Below are 23,073 nucleotides of genomic sequence, written 5' to 3'. Positions count from 1 at the left end.
TCACTCCCCTCCCTCGCGCGCCATCGTCCCAAAACCGGGAACGATGGGCCTGTTGATGCGCCCGATCAGCTCTTCGGGCGTCGCTGAGAGCACCCAGTCGCGGAACTCACGGAACTCGGCGCCAGACCTCATGCCCTCAAGGTAGCGGATTGACTGGTCAAGTTCCATACGCTCGGGCGATTCCGCCATGCGAATCCGACGCTGCGTGCCATATCCCTCGACCGTCAGAAAGCCCAGGTCGCGGAAGATCGCGATCCCCGCGGAGACCGACCGCTCCTCAAGGCCGCATCCTGGGGTTACCTGGAGACATGCGTCGAGTAGCTCGGCGTTCGTATGCGCGATGCTGCTCTCGCCCGCAGCGGCGGCACGCGCGGAGAGCGAGCGGAGCGCACGCCACAGGCAGACGAGCTCGTCTCGGCCGGGTGCGTAGGAGGACAGGATGCGCTCGTTCACGCGGGCGTCGCGGGCGCCAAACATCAGGTGAATGGTCGCGGGCTTGCCGTCACGGCCGGCACGGCCGCTCATCTGGTTGAACTCCACCGCGCCGAAGGGCATGTGGTAGAGCATGACGTGACGGATGTCGGGCAGGTTCACGCCCTCGCCAAAGGCGCTCGTCGAGATGACGCAGGTGAGCTCTCCGGCGCGGAAGGCGTTCTCCACGCGGTTGCGCTCGGCACGGGTAAGGCCCGCGTTGTAGAAGGCGATGTGGGGCGCGAGCTCGGGATTCGTCTTGCGAAGCGCGCGAGCGAGCACGACGGACTGCTCACGGGAGTTCACGTAAGCGACGCACTTCTCCCCCGTGCCGGCGATTGCGGTGAGCGCCGCATCGCGGTCACGGAGCTCGCGCGAGTCATCGAGGACGAGGTTCTCGCGGCAGGTGTCGTCGACGAAAACACTCTCGATCGAGGCCAGGCGGCAGATCTCGCGGGCGACGGGCTCGGCGGCGGTGGCGGTCACGGCAAGGACCGTCGGGTTGCCCAATTCGTCGAGCACACGGGGAAGCTCCTGGTAGGCGCCGCGGTTGCCACCCTTCGAGGTGCCGGCGTGATGTGCCTCGTCGATGACGACGAAGCCAACGCGCGAGCCACGAGCGAACTCGCGGGAATGGATGGCGAGGAACTCCGGCGTGGTGAGGATGACGTTGACCTTTCCCGCGGCAAGGCCGGAGAAGACCTCGGCGCGGACGTCCGGCGTGGACTCGCCCGTGAGGACGCGGGCGGAAAGGCCGAGCTCGGCGAGCTCCCCAGCGATATGGAAACTCTGGTCCGCCACGAGGGCGCGCAGCGGGTACACGAAGATGCTCGCCTGCTTGCGCGCGAGGGCGATGCGCGCGGCGTGCACGTGGAAAATGAGGGACTTGCCACGACCCGTCGCCATGACGCAAAGGGTGCTCTTGCCCGCGGCAAGCGAGTCGAGGGCGAGCTTCTGCGCGGGAAGCAGGTCATGGTCGCCGATGAAGCGATGGACGAGCGATGCCGTGAGGTCCTCGCCCGCGGGCGCGGAAGGGGCATCGCCATCCGTAGGCGCTGCCGCGAGCAGGCCCTCGCGAGAGTCTGACGCGAGGATCTGGGGGACGCGGGAGAATATCTCGTTGACGATCGCGGGCGCGGGAGCGGCGTCCGCCGTGCGATAGATGATGTCGCGCACCATGAGCTTAGGCTTCGTACGGCCCTGCCAGGTCTCCGCCACGGCCTCGAAGACGAGGTCGACGGCGCCCTCGTAATCGCACGCGCTCTCGACGTCCGGCGTACGGAACATGATCGCCGGCACGGTGCTCACTCCGTCCGTGGCAAGGAAGCGCAGGTGCTCGCCGGAGCGGCCCACTCGGCTGCGCGCGCGCATGACCACGCCCGTCGCAGCAAGCAGGGGCACCTTGTTCCCCTGGCCAAACGGCTTCAGGACGGAGAGGGAGTCGATCGTGGGCACGTCCAGCTCATCAAGGCCAACGATAGCCGCGACCTCGTCCGTATCGACGAACTGCTCCTCCGGGAGCTCGGCCATGACAGCCTCGAGGCGCTCGCGGAAGGCGTCGAGGTTCTCGGCGTCGATGGTGACGCCCACGGCGCCGGCGTGACCACCAAAGCGCACGCAGAGATCCGCGCACTTCTCGACCGCCTCGAAAAGGTTCACGGAGCCGACCGAGCGACCGGAGCCGTGCGCCACGCCGTCCGAGATGGAGAACAGGATCGCGGGCACGTGATAGCGGTTCACGACGCGCGAGGCGACGATGCCCTTCACGCCCTCGTGCCAGCCCTCGCCACCCACGACGATGGCACGGCCGCCGTCATAGGTCTCCTCCACCATCGCCATGGCGGCGTCGGCGAGCTCGCACTCTATGTCGCGACGGTTCTGGTTGATGGTCTCGAGCTCGGCGGCGAGACGGGCCGCCTCGTCCGGATCGTTGGAGATGAGCAGGTCAAACGCCACGTCGACGTCACCCATGCGACCCGCGGCGTTAAGGCGCGGGACGAGGGAGAAGGGCAGGCCGCCCGCCTCGATCTGGGTGAGGTCGCAGCCAGCGGCCGCAGCGAGCGCAACCAGGCCGACGCGCTTGGTGTGACGCATGAGCGCGATGCCCTCCGTGACGAGGGCGCGGTTCTCGCGCGTGAGGGTCATCATGTCAGAGATGGTGCCGAGCGTCGCCACGTCCGTGTACTCGCGCCAGAGGTCCGGCCTGCCAAAGCGGCGACCCAGCTCGTGAACGAGCTTGAGGGCGACGCCGGCGCCGGCGAGGTCGCAGCTGGGACAGCTATGATCGAGCTTGGGATCGCAGACGGGAACGCCTTGGGGCACGAGGTCAGCCGGCTCGTGGTGGTCCGTCACGACGACGTCGATCCCCTCGGAGCGCACCATCTCGACCTCGACCGCGGCGGCGACGCCGTTATCGACCGTGATGATGAGATCGGGGTTGCAGCCCTCGACCACGCGCTGGAGCGCCTCGGAGGAAAGGCCGTAGCCCTCGCCGAAGCGCCTGGGAATGTAGGGGTGCACCTCGGCGCCAAGGTCACGAAGCGCGAGCGTAAGAAGGCAGGTCGAGCTCATGCCGTCCACGTCGAAGTCGCCAAAGACGGCAATGGTCTCACCGTCGTGCACGGCTCGCTCGACGCGGTCAGCCGCGGCGGGCAAGCCGGGAAGCTCGAGCGGGTCATGCCAGTCCCTGTCAAGCGACGGGGTGAGGAACTCTTGGGCGCTCTTGGCGTCGCGAATGCCGCGCGCAACCATGACGCGCGCCACGAGCGGTGACACGCCGCAGGCGATGCGAATCTCGTGCTCGGCGGCAACGTCGCCGGGCAGCAGATGCCAACGCCCGCTCTCTCGCAGGCCACTCATCTCTACTCGCCGTCCGTGACGCCAGCGGCGCCGTCCTGTGCAGCCGCGAACTCGTCATCGGCGGTCTCGAACACGTCCGCGGCCGTTCGGATGCAAAGGGCGGCGGGCGCGAAGAGGCCGAGCGCGACGAGCAGGGACGCCATGCCGGCAGCAAGGGTCACCGCAAGCTCGCGGGCAAAGCCGTGTGTGAAGAAGGCAGTCGCGACGGAGAGCACGAGAACGGCAACAGCCGCCTTGACGAGAAGGGCGAGCTCAGGGCCCGTCGCCTGCTGCTGACTCTTCCGCACCGAGGAGCCCTCGTTGCGAGCTGCGCGGTAGCGGGCGGCCATGCGCACGCCGCAGATGATGGAGATGACCTCGGTGGTAGCCAGGCCGAGAAGCTCGGCACGGCCGAGGATGACGAGCTCGAAGCGATAGAGGATGGTCAGCACGCCAAGCGTGATGGCAACAACCACGACGGCGAGCTTCGCCGCGAGGAAGCCCGCACGACCAAGCTTGGCGGAGGAGACGGCGCCGGCAACGATCGCGAGCGCGATCGCCGCCACGGCCGCAAGCTCGCTCGCGTGGCCACGAGCGCGAGCGCCGACGGAGACGGGATCGGTCTGGGAGAGGGAGCAGGGCAGCTCGCCGCCCGAGAGCGCGGCGGCATACGCCGTGGCCTGGTCCTCGGTATAGCCGCCGGAAATGCTGATCTTGCTGCCCTCGATCTTGTTCTTCACGGAGGGCTCGGCGATGACCGCACCGTCGAGCAGCACGGCGATCTGGCCGGAGGAGGAGGCGAGGTCCTCGGTCGTGGAGGCGAGCGCGGAGGCGCCGTCGGAGTCGAGCGAGACGGAAAGCGCGTAGTAGGTCATACCGTAGTAGCTCTGGGAGACCACGGTGGCGCCCTTCACCTCGTCAGAGGTCAGGAAGGGCTCGTAGGTTCCCTCGTCGAGGGTGACGCCCGAGGCACCAGCCTGGAGCTGCTGGAGGGCGTCCGCGTCAGACACGGAGTCGAGGCGGGCGAACTCGAGGTGTCCCTTACGCGTGAGGGCAGAGGCGACGGAACTCGCATCATAGCCCGCAGGCACGCGCAGCTCGAAGGTGTCGTCGCCGGTCTGGGCGACCTGGATGTCACGCTCGCTGAGGAGCGCGGCGCGGTTCTTGAGGACGGCGAGGGCATCCGCCGCGGTGGTGCCGTCCTCGTAGTCGCTCGCCGTAAGGGTCACGACGGAGGCGCCGCCGAGGTCACAGCCCAGCGGAATGCCCCACGCGGGCAGGAGCAGGCCCACGAGTGCCAGAATCATGAGCGCAAGGGTCGCAAACATCACACCCGAGTGGCGGCTACGCTCCTGGGCGGTGCGACTCGCCGGGGTGTCTGCCTTGGCCGTGGGCTCCTCGGGCTCGGTGTCCGGCTCGGCGTCCTTCTCGGCCTCGCCGGGCTCGTCCTTCTCGGCGTCGCCCTCGGACTCGGCGGCCTTCGCGGGCTCCTCCGCCTTCATGTCCTTCTCGGAATTGGAATTCTCGTCGCTCGATACCGCGGCATCGTCGCGAGCCTCGTCGGCGTCACGCTTCATAGGTCCCCCTTGTGTGGCCGAGCGGCAAAACGCGTCGCCAAACCCAGCCGTAGTCTGTTTAACCCCTCGATTGTACCTAATAGGAGGGCCGCACAGTTGCAGGAGGGTTACCTCTCGGCCTTCGGGGAAGGGCATGTGACGGCGGCATCGCCAATCACGCAAAGAGGCGACGCGGAGTCACTTCCACGCCGCCCCGCAGACACTTACGGCAGGTCTGGCCCCAGCAAGCCGCCAAGCGAAACGCCCTAGAAGTCGTTCGCGGCGGGCGAGTTCATCCAGTCGCGATAGAACTCGGCGTAGCGGCCCTCGGCGATGGCGGCGCGCACGCGCTCCATGAGGGCGAGGAGATAGCGAATGTTGTGCTGCGAGAGCAGGATGCCGCCCAGCATCTCCTTCTGGCGCACGAGGTGGTGGATGTAGGCGCGCGTGAAGCCGCCGCGGCACGCCGGGCAATCGCAGCGCTCGTCAAGCACGCCGTGGTCATGGGCGAAGCGCGCGTTCTTGAGGTTGAGGCGCCCCTCGCTGGAGAACGCCGTGCCCATGCGCGCGGTGCGCGTGGGCAGCACGCAGTCGAACATGTCGACGCCCGAGGCGACGGCACGCACGAGCGTGGTGGGGTTGCCCACGCCCATCAGGTAACGGGGCTTGTTCTTAGGCATGTGCTCCGCCACGAGCGGCTCGAGCGTCTCGTACATCGTCTCGTGGTCCTCGCCCACGGAGTAACCGCCGATGCCATAGCCCGGGAAGTCGCCGCACTCCTCGAGGTGAGCGAGGCTCCTCAGGCGCAGGTCCATGTGCATGCCGCCCTGGACGATGCCAAAGAGCGCCTGGTCAGGGCGCGTATGGGCGTTCCAACAGCGCTCCCCCCACATGCTCGAGAGCTCGACGGCACGGGCGACGTAGTCCTTCGTGGCCGGATAGCCCGGGCACTGGTCGAGCTGCATGCAGATGTCGCTGCCGAGCTTCTCGGCGATAGCCATGTTGTCCTCGGGCGTCCAGCTGACCCAGCGGCCGTCGTAGTCGACGGCGCGGAAGCGCACGCCGTCGTTCGTGAGCTTCATGAACTCGTTGTGGGAGAAGACCTGGAATCCGCCGGAATCCGTGAGGATAGGGCCGTCCCAGCGCATGAACTCATGCACGCCGCCCATCTCCTCCACCAGGTCCGCGCCGGGACGCATCGCGAGGTGATAGGTGTTGTTGAGGATGATCTTCGCCCCGAGGTCGCGAATCTGGAAGGGCATGAGCCCCTTCACCGTGGCCTTGGTGCCCACCGGCATGAAGATGGGAGTGGGGATGTCGCCGTGGGCGGTGTGGAAGACGCCGCAGCGTGCGTGGGTGTTCGGGTCGTTCGCGATGATGTCGAACTTAAAGAGGTTCTCAGGCAGGTCCATACGTTCCTTCTCGTCTGGCGCGGGCGCGCGGCTGGGCGGGGCGCGACTGGGCGGGCTGGCGCCGGGCTTGCCGGCACGCGCTCGCTCGCGCCATCCAGGCCGGACGGCATCGCCGCCGGAGCCCGCGCGCTCGCGTTGTCATCCTGTGCAATAGGCGATTGTCTCACATTGCCGCGCACATCATGTCCCGTCCATGCGAGACAATGTGGAGGATGACGCGAGAGGGAGGTATTTCATGGCTGACGAGAAGACGGGGATTCCGGGGCAGGCCGCGGATATGCCCGAGAAGGCCACGGCGACCGAGGCGGAGATGGCAGAGGAGGCCACGAGGGCCGAGGTGGCAGAGCAGGAGCCGCTCGAGGAGCCCGTCGAGCCCGCACTCGCATCCGCGCTCGAGGTCGAGAGCGCGGACGAAGCCACGACGACCGCGGGGCCCGAGGCATCGGCTCCCACCACGCCGGAGCCCGCCACACTAGTGCCCGCCACGCCCGAGACCGCCACGCCCGAAACTTCGAAGCCCACCGCCGAGCTCGAGCCCACCGAGCCGGAGTCCGGCGTCACGCCCGACTCCCCCGCTCCGCTCGACATAGCCCGCGACCTCGCCGCTTCCGGCGCGGCATCAGTCACGGAGGGCTTTGCCGCTGTACGCGAGGTCTCCGCGGCCAAGCGCGCGCACGCCGCCGCCCGCGACGAGCTCGCCAAGGCCGAGGACGAACAGCGCTCCCTCGAGGAGGAACTCGACCATCGCCATGAGGTCGAGCAGAACTACCACACCATCTTGGAGGTCCAGAACGCTGAGCTCGCGGAGGCCAACGAGAACCTCACGCGAGCCTCCACGGAGAAATCCGCCCTCAAGGCCCAACATCTCTCGGCCAAGGATGCCCTCGCCTCGCTCAAGGCCGCCAACGAACGTGACCTCACTCCCTATCGCGAGCTCGCCAGCTCCGCAAAGGGCTCCCTCGAAGACGCCGAGCGTGCCGCCCGCGAGGCGCGTCGCTCGGTCAAGACCGCCCAAGCCGCCGCAGACAACGCTATCAACACGCGCGACTCGCGCGTCCAGGCCGCCATGCGTGCCGCGGACAACGCCGCGAGTCGCCTCCAGCGCCTCCAAGACAAGCTTGCCGAGCTCAAGCGCGATCCCTCGACCGGCGCCAAGGAGCTCTCCGAGATGAGCGGCGGCGTCGCGGCGGCCCTCGCCCAGCTCGAGAACGCCCGCGCAGACGTCACCCGCGTCACCGCGGAGACCTCGCAGGCAGCGGACATCGCCCAGACTCACCTCTACACGCAACGCAAGTCCCTCGAGGTCCTCGAAGATGATCTCGCCAGCGCCCAGGCGGACGAGAAGGCCAAGCGCGAGAAGTACAACGAGCTCAAGGCCTCCGCGGATGAGCGCGAACGCGAGGCATCGGACAAGGTGAGCGACCTCGCCTCGAAGATCGAAGAGCAGGAGGAGCTCGCGACGGTCTCCCAGGGGCGCATCGACGCCGCAACCGCCACCATCGAGGAGGCCGAGGACATCCACGCCCATCCCAAGGCAACGGCAGCCCTCGCAGAGAAGGTCAACGCCGCCACGGCGAAGACCGAGGAGCACAAGCGCGTCGTCGCGAGCCTCGCCGAGGAGGAGCGGATCGTCCGCGAGCGCACGCAGCATTCGCGCCGCATGTTCTACGCCGTGATCATCGCTGCGGTCGCAATCGTCGTCATCGCCATTCTGGTTTTCGTCATGCAGTAGGCCGGGCAGTCGGTACCGCGGACGTCGCAGCCGCAAGGCACACACCGTGAACGCGGCCAATCCCGCACCTACCTAAACGTAATAATTTGAATAAACTTGTTAGCCTTAGTTAACTTCTGCTCGAAAAGGGGTACTCTTGCGGTGATAGCAAGCGGTCCGGGCAAAGCTCGGCCGCAAAGACCAAGGAGGCTCATATGGCACAAGTCACCCAGAACGCCGCGAAGGTGGCAGAACAGAACCACGACACCGCCACGCAGGCAAGCCCTCGTACGATGCAGCTCGTCCTCATCCGCCACGGAGAGTCCGAGTGGAACAAACTCAACCTGTTCACCGGCTGGACCGACGTCGAACTCACCGAGACGGGCAGGAAGGAGGCCGCCGCTGGCGGTCGCGCACTCAAGGAGGCCGGTTTCGACTTCGACGTCTGCTACACCTCGCGGCTCAAGCGTGCCATCCACACCCTCAACCTCGTCCTCGCCGAGATGGGGCGCGAGTGGCTGCCCATCATCAAGTCCTGGAAGCTCAATGAGCGTCACTACGGCGCTCTGCAGGGCCTCAACAAGGCGGACGCCGCAGCCGAGCACGGCGACGAGCAAGTGCTCATCTGGCGCCGCTCCTTCGACGTGCGCCCACCCGCGCTCGCGCCCGGCGATGAGCGCGACCCACATGTCCAGGAGCAGTACCGCGACGTCGCACCCGATCAGCTCCCCTACACCGAATGCCTCAAGGACACCATCGCGCGTGCCTGGCCCTACTTCGAGGATGAGATCCGCCCGCAGATGCTTGCTGGCAAGCGCGTACTCATCACCGCCCACGGCAACTCGCTGCGTTCACTCGTCATGAAGTTCGAGAACCTCACCCCCGAGGAAATCATCAAGGTCAACATCCCCACCGGAGTGCCCCTCGTCTACACCTTCGACGAGAACTTCAACGTGCTCGACAAGCATTACATCGGCAACCCGGAGACCATAGCCGCCAAAATCGACGCCGTCGCCAACCAGGGCAAGGCGCACAAGTAACGGCCATGCTCGACTACCTCAAACGACAGTTCGGCGCCGAGAGGACTGGCGCGCACGGAGGCCTGGAGATCCTGCGCCACATAGGTCCCGGCCTCCTCGTGACCGTTGGATTCATCGACCCGGGCAACTGGGCATCGAATATGGCGGCTGGGTCGCAGTTTGGCTACTCGCTGCTGTGGATCGTCACGCTCTCGACGCTCATGCTGATCGCGCTGCAGCACAACGCGGCGCACCTGGGCATCGCCACCGGCACGTGCTTGGCCGAGGCGACGACGCGCTACCTGCCACGCTTCGCAAGCCGCGTCATTCTTGGCAGCGCCTACCTCGCCACCGTCGCCACGGCCATGGCCGAGGTGCTCGGCGGCGGGATTGCGCTCGAGATGCTGTTTGGCCTGCCACTGCACCTTGGCTGCGTCATCGTGGCGACGGCCTCGGCTGCGATGCTGCTCACGAGCTCCTACAAGCGTTCCGAGCGCTGGATCATTGCCTTTGTGAGCATAGTGGGCCTCTCGTTTCTGGCAGAGCTCGCCCTGGTCGAGGTTGACTGGCCGAGCGCAACCATGTCCTGGGTAACCCCAAGCCTACCCACGGGCTCGGCGCCCATCGTAGTGAGTGTGCTCGGGGCGGTGGTCATGCCGCACAACCTCTTCCTTCACTCCGAGGTCATCCAATCCGTGCACTTCGAGGGCAAGGGCAAGGAGGTCATCGAGGAGAGACTTCGCTACGAGCTGTTCGACACGCTTTTCTCAATGGGCGTCGGCTGGGCAATAAACTCGGCGATGGTAATCCTCGCAGCGACGACGTTCTTCTCGCACGGCATCGTCATCGACGACCTCGCGGCGGCCGCGGCGACGCTCTCCCCCATCCTTGGACCCGCGAGCTCGACGATCTTCGCCGTGGCGCTACTATTCGCCGGGCTTTCCAGCAGCGTGACCGCGGCCATGGCGGCAGGCACCATCACCGCAGGCATGTTTGGCGAGGAGTACGACATCCACGACAGGCATTCCTCGATCGGCGTGGTGGCGTGCCTTCTGGCAGCGGTGGTGGCGTGCCTGGCGGTGGGCGACGCCTTTGCAGGCCTCGTCTGGAGCCAGGCCCTGCTCTCGCTCCAGCTGCCGATCACGGTGTTTCTGCTGATACGACTCACGAGCTCGCGAAAGGTCATGGGCGAGTACGTCAACTCGCGACCGCTCACGGCGCTTCTCGTGGTTATCGGCATCATCGTGACGGCCCTTGACGCCGTGTTGCTTGCATCGTGACGGCAAGCGGTGTCGTGCCGCTCACATCGTGGCGGTACGACACCGCACCACCCGCTGAAGTGCGAGGAATGGCGACCGGAGCCGTTCCACGAGCGCGTTCACGGCGCGCCCCCCGCAGTTACTCGATGAGCATCGCGTCGCCGAAGGACAGGAAGCGGTAGCGCTCCCTGATCGCAGCGGCGTACGCATCCATGATCTGCTCGCGCGTGGCAAGCGCCGAGACGAGCATCATAAGCGTAGAGCGCGGCACGTGGAAGTTCGTGATCAGCGCGTCGACCACGTGGTAGGTGCTGCCAGGCATGAGGTAGAGCTGGGTGGTCGCATTCGCGCGAGCCACAACGTCACCGCGACCAAGGGTGTCCGCGCCGTCCGCGCGACCCTCGAAATGCCTCGCCACGACGGCGGGCGTCGAAACGGGGGCCTCGGCGTCGAACGCGCTCTCGAGCGAGCGCACGGCCGTGGTACCCACCGCGACGACGCGATGACCGGCAGCCTTCGTGGCATGGACGGCATCGATGACGTCCTGGCCGACGTGGTAGCGCTCGGTGTGCATGACGTGCTGGGTCGGGTCGTCCTCCTCCACCAGGCGGAAGGTGTCGATACCCACCTCAAGCTCGACCGTCGCCCAACCGACGCCCTTCTCCTTGAGTCGCTCGATGAGCTCGGGGGTGAAGTGGAGACCAGCCGTGGGAGCCGCGGCGGAGTGCTCCTCGCTCATGGCATAGACGGTCTGGTACTTCTCGGGATCACCCTCGTAGCTGGTGATATACGGCGGCAGGGGCACATGGCCAGCGGCATGGATGGCGGCATCGAGCGTGCGGGGCTCGCCCGTGGCGGGGTCGACGCCCCGTGCTTCGAAGCGCACGAGGCGCCCACCCTTGGAATCCTCCACGAAGTCGAGAACCTCGCCCGTGAGAACCGCCGGCGAGCTCTCCGGAGCGTGGAGGCCACCGGCGCGGTACTCGATGACGGCACCGGGCTTCAGGCGCTTGCCGGGATTGACGAGGCACTCCCAGATGCCACCGAGGGCATCGAGGTCCTCACGGCGCTTGAGCAGGAGGGTCTCGGCGACGCCACCCGTCTTTGCCTTGTGGCCCACGAGGCGGGCGGGCATGACGCGCGTCTTGTTGGCGACGAGCAAATCGCCCGGCTCGAGGTAGTCGACGATGTCATAGAAGTGACGGTGCTCAACGGAACCTCCGTCCGCGATCGCCTCGGCAGTTCCGGTGACTCCATCGCCCCCGTCGCGATGCAGGACGAGCAGACGGCACGAGTCGCGAGGCTCAGCGGGAGCCTGGGCGATCAGCTCGTCCGGCAGCGGGTAGTCAAAGTCATCGGTGCGCATGGTTTTGGTTCCTCTCGTTGTTTTGTCCGCAAGAGAGTTTAGCGCCCCGGACGACGGAATACCACGCCATCCGGGGCGCCTTTGCAGCCCGCTATTCCCCGAGGGCCCGCCGAGCCTCGCCCTTCTCTTCCTTCTCCTCTTCCTTGATCTCCCAGTGGATGAGGAAGGTGAGCGCGGCCCTCAGGGCGATGATGCCCGCGACGGTACCGATCTCGTGCCAGTCGCGCACGATGACCGTGCGCAAAATCTCGCTACCCATCTTGAACTCGAGGCCCATGGCGAGACCCTTCGCGAGCGTGAGCTTAGTCTCTGGCGAGCGAGTCAGGTACAGGTAGAAGCCGCGAATGCCCGAGAAAATGATGATTCCGACGCCGATGAATTCAAACAGCAGGATGGCGACCTCGACGATGTTCTCCATGCAGAAGTCGAGCGCGCCCATGATCAGCTCAAACATACAGCCAGCCTCCGTCTCACCACCCGTCTGGCCCGGACGCGTTAAACGCCCGGAACTCCCGATTGCCCCCAGTTTTGATAGCCCCTAGTTTTAACGCTACCCTATTTTCAGCAGCTCGGACAACGGGTTCCGCCAGCGGCCGGTAATCAGATCCGGCCGCATGGAAGGCGGCACGATCGGCAGCGCCCCACGCCGCAGTCACAAGCACCGCAACGTGCAAGTGCGCAGCGCCCCGACGGGCATCGCGAACGCGCATCCGCGCGCCAATCCGGCTCACGACGCGGCGACAGAGCGTTTGCCCAGGCGCTTCCCAAAAACAAAAAGGGCCCTGGCGTGAACCAGGACCCTTCGGACATCCAATGGCGGGATATGCGGGGCTCGAACCCGCGACCTCCGACGTGACAGGCCGGCGCTCTAACCAGCTGAGCTAATACCCCGTGTCAGGTGCGTGGGTTATCATACAGGAAAAGTTGTCGCATTGTCCAGAGCTTATTTTCACATGTGTGGGAATTGTTGATAGCGCAGGTAGATGCCAACGTTCGGAACACGCCGCGAGCGCGCCTCGAAACTCAAGCCAATCCAGCCACCGAGACATGCATTTCTTCGAGTTATCCGCCTCGATTCGCCGTCGCAACTCGAATTAATGCATGTCTCGACGAGCGAACCGAGGCGCGAGGGGCGGCCAGCGCGGCAAGCGCACCGAGGCGCGAGGGGCGGCCAGCGCGGCAAGCGCACCGAGGCGCGAGGGGCGGTCAGCGCGGCGAGTGCGGCAAGGCGACGCGCGCGAAACGGCGTAGTTCGTCGGCACGCTCACGCATGCCCTGAACAGCCGCGATAAACCTGCCAGAACTCGACACGACCGTGATCCTCGACGTGATGGGGAGCAAAGCCGAGCTTCTCCTGCACGCGAGCCGACTTCTGGTTGCCGGCATAGTGCGCGCACCAGAGCTGGTCACACCCAAGGTCACTAAACGCTCGCGCGATCACAGCCCGGGCCGCCTCGGGAACAAGCCCGCGGCCCCAATAGGGCTTGCCAATCCAATACCCCAGCTCGAGCGCATGATCAGTTGGGGCAACATCCTGGAGCCGAGGCTTCATCAACCCAATCGAGCCAACGGGCTCGGCGGTCTCGCGCAACACGATGGCGTAGGTTTCCGGAGCACTGAGAACGTCGCGAATGACTTCGCGGCTCATCTGGACCGACGCATGCACGGGCCAGCCAGCCGCAGGGCCAACCTCGGAATCCGAGGCGTACTTGTAGAGGGCCTCGGCATCAGAATCCTCCCAAGGGCGAAGGATCAAGCGTTCTGTTTCAAGCACCATGGCAAACCAACCTCTCCATCAATCCCGAATGACTGCCGCGAAAAGAGTCCCGGTCTATATGAGCAAGGCCCCAGTCCGCCCGCGCACGGGTCCCACACCCGCACGCCCGTACACGGGCACCGAGCCCGCACGCTTGCCGCACGCCCGCGCACGGGCACGGGCACGGGCGTGCGGCACAAAGAGCTGAAATACCCTGTTCACCCGTCTAGCGTAAAATACAACACTTCAAACACCCATCACGGGCGAGAGGAAACCATGTCCGTAAAGTGCAACATCATGTGTGACTCCACCTGCGACTTCACCGCCGAGCAGGCGGAGGAGCGCAACATCACCATCCTCCCCTTCCACTACGTCGAGGCCGACAAGCCCAACGGCGGCCTCTGCGGAGACGACGATCTCTTCCAGTCTCGCAGCGCCCATGAGTTCTATGACGCCATCCGCCACGGAGCCATGCCCATGACCTCGCAGCCCTCCCAGCTCGAGTTTGACGAGGCGTTCCAGGCCGCCTATGAGTCGGGTGTGCCCACCGTGCTCTTCTGCATCTCGAGCGCCCTTTCCGGCGGCTACAACGGTGCCGTCATGAGCCTCGACCGCCTCAAGGAGGCCCACCCCGACGAGGAGATCCGCATCTACGTCGTGGACTCGCTCCTCGCCTCGACCGCCCTCACGCTCCTCCTCAACGAGGCATGCAACAAGCGCGATGAGGGCATGAACGCCGAGCGTCTCGTCATATGGGCAGAGGAGGCGCGCTATCGCATCCATATCCTCTTCATGGTCGACAACCTTGACTCACTCCACCGCGGCGGGCGCCTCCCCAAGGGAGTGGCGGTCATCGGCGACGCCCTCGACGTCAAGGCGCTGCTGCACTTCAACCTCGACGGCTCGCTCGGCATTCGATCCGTGGCGCGCGGCCGCAAGAAGGGCCAACGCAAGCTGATCGACTACTACAAGAAGAACGTTCAGCTCGAGGACGAGGCCAACGTGTGCGCCGTCGGCGATGCGGACGTAGCGGACGAGGGCTTCGGCGTCGCCTCCGAGCTGCGCTCCCTCGACGACAGCCTCGAGGTCCTTCGCCCGACCATCGGCCCGACCATCGGATCGCACGTGGGTCCCGGCATGCTCTCCCTCGTCTTCTGGGGCAACGACCGCCGCAAGGACAAGGCCGTGACCAAAGTCAAGGGCGTCCGCGTCGCCAAGTAGGCGCCAGGCGAGACACGCGCAACTGCCCGCGCGGGCCACACGCCCGAACGCGCGAGCAACGTGCTTCGCACGCCCGAACGCCACGCACCCGCTCGCGCGGGCCACATGCGCCACGCCCACGCCGCAGCAAACGCCAGAACCAGCCTCTTGTAAGGATTTGGCCGCGAAAACGACCCGAATCCCTTACAAGAGGTGGGCTCTGAGAGGCCGCGACGTCCCATTGAGATGCCGGCCCTCCGACGAGAAGCAGCCCCGGCCGGCAGGGCCGAGGCTGCAAAACGAACGGCTATGTCATCGCCAGCGTCCGCAGCGGTACCTGCCGCCGACGCTAGATCCTCGCCACGCCAGACTTGCGCGCTGCCTCGGCCACGGCGCTGGCCACCGCGGTGGCCACGCGCTCGTCGAAGGCACCCGGGATGATGTACTCCGAGCTGCGCTTGTCGTCATCCACCAGGCCGGCGATGGCGAAGGCGGCGGCTTCCATCATCTCGTCGTTGATGTCAGAAGCGCGCACGTCGAGGGCACCGCGAAAGATGCCCGGGAAGGCAAGCACGTTGTTGATCTGGTTCGGGAAGTCCGAGCGGCCCGTGGCGACAACGGCGGCACCGGCAGCGAGAGCCTCGTCCGGCATGATCTCAGGAACGGGGTTGGCGCAAGCAAAAACGATCGCGTCAGGCGCCATAGTGCGAACCATATCCTGCGTGAGCCGGGCGCGGAGACGCCCACGAAGACGTCAGTACCCTTGACGGCATCAGCCAGCGTGCCACGCACTCCATCGAGGTTAGTCCAGGTGGCAATCTCCTCCTTGACGGGGTTCAGGCGCTCGCGCCCCTGGTAGATGGTCCCACGAGAATCGCAGATGATGATGATGATGTTCTTGACGCCCATGCGCCTCATCAGGCGGGCGTTGGAGATGCTCGCGGCGCCCGCGCCGGAGATGACCACGCGCACGTCAGCCAGGTCGCGACCGGTAAGACGGCACGCGTTGATAAGCGCCGCGCAGGTGACGACGGCGGTGCCGTGCTGGTCATCGTGGAAGATGGGGATGTCGCAGACCTCCTTGAGGCGGCGCTCTATCTCGAAGCAGCGCGGCGCGCTGATGTCCTCGAGGTTCACGCCGCCGAAGCTGCCGGCAAGGAGCTCGACGGTGCGGACGATCTCGTCGACGTCCTTCGAGCGGACGCACAGTGGGAAGGCGTCGACGTTCGCAAAGGTCTTGAACAGGGCGCACTTGCCCTCCATGACGGGCATACCCGCCCCGGGGCCGATGTCACCCAGGCCGAGAACGGCCGTGCCATCCGTCACGACGGCGACGAGGTTGCCGCGACGGGTGTAGGTGTAGGAGTCATCCACGTTATCGCGAATCTTCAGGCATGGCTCGGCGACGCCGGGCGTGTATGCCACGGCGAGCTCCTCGGGGTGGAGATGGAGGCGCGGCTCACGACCTCGATCTTGCCCTCTCACTCCCCGTGCTTGTCAAGTGCGTACTGCTTGGCGTCAACGGCCATTGCGCGCTCCGTTCCCTTGATCCGCCCGCGAACGCGGGTGGGCGCTTCCATTACTCCGCCGCCCGCGGGCGCGGGCGAGTGCTGTTGGGCTGCATGCAAGCAGGCCGTACCCAGGGCGGGCACACGTAAACTGAGTAATCGATATACGTCCTGATACGTCGGTTATCGACGTGTCAAAGCGACGAAGAAGACACCCCGCGCGACGTTCCCGCAATCATCTCGTGACAGACCGTTAGCAGAAAGAATATGCATATATGTAATATCCACGGACAATGACTGTTAATATAAACTCCGGTAATTAAGGAGTTATCTACGCTGAGTCCATGCTCTGATTCTAGAAGCAGACAACTCTCGCAATCGGCGCGCCCGCGCCGGGAAGGGAAGCTCATATGAGACCGACCACTCAAGCAAGGCGCATGTGGAAGCGTCGCTTACTTGCGGCAGCGGCCACAATCATGCTTGCGCTAGGAACCGCCCTGCCCACCGTGGCCATGGCGGACGCCGTCGACGACCTCGTCGCCAAGGCGCCTGATCACGCCATGACTCCCACGGACACACTCGTGGACAACGGCGACGGCACGTATGACGTGACGCTGTCCGTGACCGGTGCCACGGAGGAGACCGAGATTGCCAAGCCTATCGACATCATCTATGTCGTCGATAGGTCGTTGAGCATGGTCCCTGATCTCGCGGCTGCACGCAGGGCCATCACCGCCGCCGCGAACAAATACCTCACCGCCGAGAACGCGGCGCTGCCCGACAATCAGCAAATCCGGATGGCCGTCATTACCTACGGCAGGAAGGCGGAAGTGAAGCAACCCTTCACCAACAGCGCTTCTGATGTCACCAATGCTCTCCCTAAGACCGCCCCCGAATCAGGCACCAACTGGGAGGCTGCGCTTGCCGAGGCGAATGCCCTGAGCGGCCGCACGGGTGTCGAGAAGCGCATCGTGCTCCTCTCCGACTCCGAGCCGACGCTCCGCACCAGTGCCGAGGGCTATACCGGCCCCGCGCACTACGACGACACGTACGGCACGTCCACCGGCGATCCCAAGGGCCGCAACTATTCCGCCGCCCTGCGCGCAGCCCAGGGTCGTGGCAGCGCGATCCTCACCGCCGTCTCTCTCTCGAGCAAAGCCAACGGAATCGTGAGCAAGTTCGCCGGCGAGGCGGGTGCCGAGTTTGCCAACGGCAACACGGAGGGCAACCTCACCGCCGCGCTTACCAACCTCAGCACCACCATCAAGAAGGCCGCTGGCTACAAGAACGTCGAACTCGTTGACCAGCTCTCTGACTACGCCGAGTTCGTTACGGCCGACGACGGATCTGTCGGCAACCTTCGCTACGCCAAGGGCGGTACTAAATGGGATAACGCTCCCGCCGCCACCATCGAGGGCGGCAAGCTCACCTGGAACCTTGGGAGCGACGCGCTTGAGGACGGCGTCACCTACTCCGTGACGTTCACCATCCGCCCCAGCGCCAACGCCTTCAAAGAGGTGGCAGCTAGTGGTCAGGCTCAGGACTTTGCCGTAAACGCCACTGACGGAGCTGTCGTCAACTACACGCCCGTCGTGAAGACCGATGGCGTCGAGGCAGCCTTAGACCGTCAGACCAGTGCCTTTGCTGAATCCCCCGTGTTCAACGTTGCCGCTCCCGAGCCCGTGCACGTGACCCTCACGGCTACGAAGGTCCTCAACGGTGCCAACCTCTCCACCGGCGAGTTCACCTTCGAACTCGTGAACAACAATGACCTTATGGGCCAAGCCACTAACGACGCCGATGGTAAAATCGCGTTCCGCGAGCTTACCCTCAGGAAAACCGGTTCCTACACCTTCACCGTTCGCGAGGTTGCCGGCAACGTCGCGGGCATGACTTACGACACCAATAGTCACACCGTCAAGGTTGTAGTCACCGTCAATGACGAGGGCAAGCTTGAAGCCTCCGTCGAGGGCAACAACCCAACCTTCACGAACACCTACGTCGCTCCCGCGGACAGGCCTGCAGACTCTAACAAGCCTGACGGTTCTGACACTTCCGCCAGCGACAGCAAACAGATTCCGCAGACGGGCGACACCAACAATGCAATGCTCCCCATCATGTTCGCCGTTGCCGCAGCCGCCTGCATCGTCATCGGCGTGGCCCTAAGCCACAAGAAGTAGTCGCCTCGGTTCACTCAGACTCGCGCTTCATCTCGATCGACGATCATTTGAACCACTAGCCCGATAGGCAATTCGCCTATCGGGCTTTCTTATGCTGCGACGTCGGAACCGCGGCACTCTCGCACCTAGTCACAATCCCACCTAGTCGCACGGCACCGCTGACAATGATTCACGCAGCCCCTTTCCATAGAAGCTAGCAAGACGACGGTCAATACCATCTGGTCTCAGGATGATGCCATTGACGCCCGCTCAAGGCTGGGTCCGGCGATAGGCGACTGTGCGCCTTGGGTTTCGCCCGCGGCAGTGTTGCGCCTAAAACTGCACCCAGCTGCATAGCGGCCGCCGCTCAAGACGGCGCGAGGGGCTATGCATCCATAACCCCTCCATCAATCAGCGTCTGAAACAAGAATTTGAAATCGTCGCTTTCCCCAGCCCAAAAGTTTGGTAATATATCCCTCGCACCAATTCGGGGAATTAGCTCAGTTGGGAGAGCGCATGACTGGCAGTCATGAGGTCAGGGGTTCGAACCCCCTATTCTCCACCATAAATGATGGGGCGGCGACTTAGGTCGTCGCCCTTTTTCTTTGCGCCTTCGCGCTGCCAGCGTTGCGTGCAAACCCTTAATTTGCCGCATGATCGTCAACGTTGCAGATTACCGCCTGTCCTTGCCACCGCCCTCATCCGGCTGAACGACGGGCGCCGACCTGACGTCAAAATGGCGCCGCTTCAAGCGAAGCGACGCCTCGCCCCGTCGCAGCAGGAGCGCACGGCACTCCCCCGCCTAGCACAGGGGCGCGAAGATGCGCAGAAGACCATCGATCGCCCAGCGGTAGGAGTATTGCCTTGCGTCATAAGGTTTGATCTCGACGCACTTCTCCTGCGTGGCGAGGAAATCAGCCTTGATCTCCGAGATGACGCTCGAGCGATAGAACAGCGAGTTGTTTTCGAAGTGCAGGAACAGGCTTCGATAGTCGAGGTTGACCGTGCCGATCGTGGCGATGCGGTCATCGAACATGGAGCCCTTCGCGTGGACGAAACCAGGCGTGTACTCGTAAATCTTGACGCCGCCGTTCAACAGCACCTGATAGAAGCTGCGAGACATGCGGAAGACCAGTTTTTTGTCCGGAATACCTGGCATGATGATTCGCACGTCAACGTCACGGCTTGCCGCCGCGAGCATCGCATCCATGAGGTCGTCGGCAAGCATGAGGTACGGCGTGAAGAACCAGGCGTATTCCGTGCTCTGCGAGAGGAGGTCGATATAGAGCCGGTTGCTCGTGGCCTCGTGGTTGAGGGGCGAGTCATAGTAGCTGAGGACATAGCCGTCGGTCTCACGCGAGGGCGCCACCACCGGTGAGCGACCCGCGGTAGCCGAAGCCGACCGCTTCGCGGCAGCCGAAGCCGGCCGCCCCGCAATCGCCACGCCCGCCAGCGGAGCCGCAGGCGCCGCCACCTCGCAACCCTCCTCCATCGGCCGAGCTACCGTTGCCATCCCCAGACGGCCCACGGCATGAACCGCCTCGCCAGCCAGCACCTCGGGCATCGGGAGACCCTCATAGTCCTGCACGCGCCCAAAGGCGTTCCAGAACGTCAGGAACATGTGGGTGAAGGCGCGCACCGGCTCGCCGGTCAGCCGGAAGCCGATGTCCTTCCAGTGCCCGTAGCGTCGCTCGAGGTTGATGTAGCAATCCGCAAGGTTAACGCCCCCGCTATAGGCAATCTCGTTGTCGACGATCAACATCTTGCGATGGTCGCGATAGTTGGCAGTGCCCTTCAGGGCGAGGAGTGGGTTGAACGGCACGCAGGGAATGCCCCTCTCCTGTAGCTCGCGCGCGTTGCCAAAATCGAAGGTCGAGAAGCAACCGAGGTCGTCATACATCACGCGAACGTCCACGCCCTGCCTCAGTTTGGCCTCGAGGAGCTCCACGATGGAGTTCCACATGTGGCCCGGCTCAACGATGAAGTACTCGACGAAGATCGTGCGCTTGGCGCCCCTCAGGTCTGCCAGCATGTCGGGAAACATATCATCGCCCAGCGGATAGTAGCGCACGTCCTCGACCCTATAGAGGGGATACCGGGTCTTCTCCTCCAGCCAGCGAAGCGTCTGCTCCATGCGCTTCTCACCGTCGAAGGGCGTCTCGCCAATTGGAAGAGGCTGGGGGTCATTGCTCTCCCTGGCGCTCTCAAGCTGACGCCTGAGCGGCTTGGCCGTACGCTTGTTGCCGAAGCAGAGGTAGAGCAGCGTGCCAACCAAGGGAATCGTTAGGATGACCAGCAGCCAAAGCAGCTTGTAGGTGCTCTCGTCACGTTTGATGACAATAAAGAGAACGAGAAAGACCGCTACGATGGAGAGCAGCGACGCGATAAGCGTGGAGTATGGCGCGAGCCACTTCGTGAGCAGCAGAAGCCAGAGCGCCTGCAAGGCAACCGCGGGAATGACGATCAAAATGCGATTGAGGATCTTTCTCATGCCAAGCTCTATTCCGTCATGCCGTCCTGGAGGCTTCTCTCGTATTTGCTGATGACAACTATGCCATAGGTGGCTGACGCGGCGGCGCCGGCAACGGCAGACGCGAACCGTCGGCAACGGCGAACGCGACCCGTCGACAAGAAAGGACTTGCCGCAAGCGCGAAGGCGACGCGCGCCCGCTTCTCCTCCGCCATACCATCGATATTCGCAGAAGCGTCTCGTTCGGCGCATCATCGGCACGCCTGCCGTCCGCGCCCCGGTACCGCGCGACGCGAACCCCAGATTGGCAGCGGTGCCCTACTTCCCGAAGATCGCCCCAAACAGGCCGCCGCGCTTGGTCTTCTCCTCGCGCCGTGATCCCTCGCGCGCCGCTGCTACCTGCGGTGCCGCACCCTCGCCGCCCCTGCGGACAATCTCGTACAAAAACGGCGACTTGACGTACTTGACCTCGATGGGCGTCGCATGCACGGTGCTCTCGCTCGAAAGGGCCAGACCCGACGCAAGCGGAGCCACAATGTGCGTCTCGCGCTTCTCGCTGAACACAACGGCCGCCGCGCGCCCGGTCTGCCCGTTGACGGCGATGCGCACCTGCTCGCCGTCGCGCCCATCCGCCGCCGGACGATCGACGTAGTACACCGGCACCATCACAAGGCCATCCTTGTGCTTGCGAACTTTTCGGGACCACGCGCGAAGGTTTTTCTTGTTGAAGCCTAGCGCGGATTCTGCGTCGTTGCCCGCGATATAGAGCGCCAGCTTGTCGACAACGACGTCGTCCTTGGTCGACGCGTCGACGGCAATCACACGGAAGTCGCCCTCCTGCATGGCGGGATCGAACGGCGCCACCCTCGAGAAATCCCATGGCTCGAGGATGCCCATAAGGGAAATGTCGAGGTAGTTGGCCCTGGGATACGCCCAGTCGAGCACCTCGTAGTAGACCAGGGCCTCCTTGCCCAGCCCCCTGCCCGGGAAGGACGCCATCATGCGCAGGTCCGCGAGCGCCATGGGGAAGTAGAAGAGCATCATGTCGTTCTGGATGGCGCTCTCCACGTCATGGCCCGCGAAGGCATCCGGATACCGGTGAACGAGCTGGAGTGCAGCGGCGCGCGCCTGCTGTTCGCTGACCGCACATGGAATTCCCTGTTCAGGCACGTATTCCGCACCAAATCCCATGGTCAGGCGTTTGCTGAAGGTGCCCGGTTTGAGCAGGTCCGCGACACCGACCTTGTTTCCGCACGACGGGCACTCGAACACGCGCTGGGTCGACGTGCCCTCGAAGGACGCGCCGCAGAACGGGCACGGAATGCTCACATGCTCGGCCTCCTGGTACTCGGACGCAGTGCCGCGGTCCTCCCACAGCAGGTGCTCGAGCACCGACTGGTTGCGCCAATGGGGCTTGAAGAAGTACCAGTCTGGATTCACCGGCGGTTCGAACTGCGAGACGTGCGTGAGCTTGAGCAGACCATCGACGACCTGAAGCGGCTGGTGGCGGATGCCCAGCGCGCTCGTGGGGTCACCGGCTCCGGGCGCCCACGGCAGGACCGTGCCGCAATAGGCGCACTCGAAGCTGCGCTTCGCCTGATGCGAGTACATGGGTCCGCCGCAGTTCTGGCACTTGATGGCAAAGAACTCGTCCATGGGATGGGCCTCCTTGTCGTCATGGCGGCACGTTGCCTCACTGGCCTCGCCCACTCTGCGGGCGCGATGGGCTCGCTCGATCCTCTGCCCTGCTTCTCTCGCGCGGCATTCGCTCGAGCTCGCACCGCGCCAGCGCCAGTCGCTCGCGCCCGCTTACATCGTTCGCATCGCAGCGGCGGCAAAAACCGCAGGCTACAGAATCCAGTCGAAGCCCGACTCGCCGAGTCGATAACGCATATTGCCCGTCTGAACCTCGGTGTGCATGCCGTTGTTATCGAAGGTCATGTTCGTGTTGGACCCGACGGGATAGACGGTCTTGCTCTCGCCCGTGGTAAGGTCGTAGCGGATATTCCCGACCTGATTCTCGAGGTGGAACTTGCCGTCCGAGCCAAAAACGTTCTGGAACATGGCAAACCTCCTTGACGTGTTATAGAAGAGTATATCCGGTCAAAGAGCTGGTGAGTCGCAGGTACGGCTGCGACGGAGGCGTGGCGGCATGCTTCGTTCTGCCCCATGCACTTAATCCCGTCTATGCAATATGAATTGCGGCAAATGGGCCTACTCGAATCCGCCGGAAAATTATTAACAATTTCGGATCCACTATTATTCGCGAGCCGCTCTCAACGGTCTGCACACCCCGAACCAGGCAGCGAGTCGCCATCTGAAAGCGTTATGGCTTGTCGATCTTGCCG

14 protein-coding genes, 2 tRNA genes and 1 pseudogene are annotated in these 23,073 nt (G+C 64.5%); 6 read left to right on the top strand and 11 right to left on the bottom strand.

The window, feature by feature from the left end; translation table 11 throughout:
• The 3 genes from recJ to tgt all read right to left on the bottom strand — a co-directional run bounded on the left by recJ (window position 1) and on the right by tgt (window position 6,271).
• Complete coding sequence (gene recJ, locus ABCN07_RS00280) at window positions 1-3,330, bottom strand: single-stranded-DNA-specific exonuclease RecJ (RefSeq protein WP_343004887.1); 3,330 nt, start codon at window positions 3,328-3,330, stop codon at window positions 1-3.
• Between the two features lie 2 nt (window positions 3,331-3,332).
• A complete protein-coding gene (locus ABCN07_RS00275) occupies window positions 3,333-4,886 on the bottom strand; it encodes a hypothetical protein (RefSeq protein WP_343004886.1) in 1,554 nt (517 codons plus the stop codon).
• 245 nt (window positions 4,887-5,131) lie between these two features.
• Window positions 5,132-6,271, bottom strand: a complete 1,140-nt coding sequence (gene tgt, locus ABCN07_RS00270) for a tRNA guanosine(34) transglycosylase Tgt (RefSeq protein WP_343005159.1) — start codon at window positions 6,269-6,271, stop codon at window positions 5,132-5,134.
• Window positions 6,272-6,512: 241 nt separating this feature from the next.
• On the opposite strand from tgt, the gene ABCN07_RS00265 reads away from it, so the two are divergent.
• The 3 genes from ABCN07_RS00265 (at window position 6,513) to ABCN07_RS00255 (ending at window position 10,287) form a co-directional block, all read left to right on the top strand.
• A complete protein-coding gene (locus ABCN07_RS00265) occupies window positions 6,513-8,009 on the top strand; it encodes a hypothetical protein (protein ID WP_343004885.1) in 1,497 nt (498 codons plus the stop codon).
• A gap of 272 nt (window positions 8,010-8,281) precedes the next feature.
• Entirely contained in the window at window positions 8,282-9,028 is a 747-nt protein-coding gene (gene gpmA / locus ABCN07_RS00260; RefSeq protein ID WP_343005158.1) for a 2,3-diphosphoglycerate-dependent phosphoglycerate mutase, read from the top strand.
• Between the two features lie 5 nt (window positions 9,029-9,033).
• Entirely contained in the window at window positions 9,034-10,287 is a 1,254-nt protein-coding gene (locus ABCN07_RS00255) for an Nramp family divalent metal transporter (protein ID WP_343004884.1), read from the top strand.
• Window positions 10,288-10,405: 118 nt separating this feature from the next.
• On the opposite strand, the gene queA is transcribed toward ABCN07_RS00255, so the two are convergent.
• From queA to ABCN07_RS00235, 4 genes are all read right to left on the bottom strand, one after another.
• Window positions 10,406-11,632: a tRNA preQ1(34) S-adenosylmethionine ribosyltransferase-isomerase QueA gene (queA, locus tag ABCN07_RS00250; protein WP_343004883.1), complete on the bottom strand. Its 1,227-nt coding sequence runs from the start codon at window positions 11,630-11,632 to the stop codon at window positions 10,406-10,408.
• 91 nt (window positions 11,633-11,723) lie between these two features.
• Window positions 11,724-12,086 carry a DUF1622 domain-containing protein gene (locus ABCN07_RS00245; RefSeq protein WP_343004881.1) on the bottom strand — a complete coding sequence of 121 codons (363 nt, stop codon included), beginning with the start codon at window positions 12,084-12,086 and terminating at the stop codon, window positions 11,724-11,726.
• 360 nt (window positions 12,087-12,446) lie between these two features.
• Window positions 12,447-12,523, bottom strand: a tRNA-Asp gene (locus ABCN07_RS00240).
• A gap of 373 nt (window positions 12,524-12,896) precedes the next feature.
• Window positions 12,897-13,409: a GNAT family N-acetyltransferase gene (locus ABCN07_RS00235; protein ID WP_343004879.1), complete on the bottom strand. Its 513-nt coding sequence runs from the start codon at window positions 13,407-13,409 to the stop codon at window positions 12,897-12,899.
• A gap of 255 nt (window positions 13,410-13,664) precedes the next feature.
• Between ABCN07_RS00235 and ABCN07_RS00230 the strand changes: the two genes are divergently transcribed.
• On the top strand, window positions 13,665-14,609 hold the full coding sequence (locus tag ABCN07_RS00230; RefSeq protein ID WP_343004877.1) for a DegV family protein: 945 nt from the start codon (window positions 13,665-13,667) through the stop codon (window positions 14,607-14,609).
• 328 nt (window positions 14,610-14,937) lie between these two features.
• Here ABCN07_RS00230 and ABCN07_RS00225 read toward each other — a convergent pair.
• Window positions 14,938-16,060: pseudogene (locus tag ABCN07_RS00225) on the bottom strand (malic enzyme-like NAD(P)-binding protein).
• Window positions 16,061-16,533: 473 nt separating this feature from the next.
• Here ABCN07_RS00225 and ABCN07_RS00220 point away from each other — a divergent pair.
• Together ABCN07_RS00220 and ABCN07_RS00215 are read left to right on the top strand one after the other, a co-directional pair.
• A complete protein-coding gene (locus tag ABCN07_RS00220) occupies window positions 16,534-18,276 on the top strand; it encodes an FctA domain-containing protein (RefSeq protein WP_343004875.1) in 1,743 nt (580 codons plus the stop codon).
• A gap of 468 nt (window positions 18,277-18,744) precedes the next feature.
• A tRNA-Ala gene (locus ABCN07_RS00215) sits at window positions 18,745-18,820 on the top strand.
• 237 nt (window positions 18,821-19,057) lie between these two features.
• Here ABCN07_RS00215 and ABCN07_RS00210 read toward each other — a convergent pair.
• From ABCN07_RS00210 to ABCN07_RS00200, 3 genes are all read right to left on the bottom strand, one after another.
• Complete coding sequence (locus ABCN07_RS00210) at window positions 19,058-20,746, bottom strand: phospholipase D-like domain-containing protein (RefSeq protein ID WP_343004873.1); 1,689 nt, start codon at window positions 20,744-20,746, stop codon at window positions 19,058-19,060.
• A 297-nt stretch (window positions 20,747-21,043) separates the two neighbouring features.
• Window positions 21,044-22,381 (bottom strand): hypothetical protein, encoded by a 1,338-nt coding sequence (locus ABCN07_RS00205; protein ID WP_343004871.1) that lies wholly within the window; start codon window positions 22,379-22,381, stop codon window positions 21,044-21,046.
• 192 nt (window positions 22,382-22,573) lie between these two features.
• The gene (locus ABCN07_RS00200) at window positions 22,574-22,789 is read right to left on the bottom strand and encodes a hypothetical protein (protein ID WP_343004870.1); all 216 of its coding nucleotides are present in this window, start codon (window positions 22,787-22,789) and stop codon (window positions 22,574-22,576) included.
• Window positions 22,790-23,073: the final 284 nt, after the last annotated feature.

It is taken from the genome of Collinsella sp. 1033st1_E11_1033SCRN_220408 (genome assembly GCF_039062465.1).
Lineage (GTDB): Bacteria > Actinomycetota > Coriobacteriia > Coriobacteriales > Atopobiaceae > Parolsenella.
This window is presented reverse-complemented; position numbering and strand designations above follow the sequence as displayed.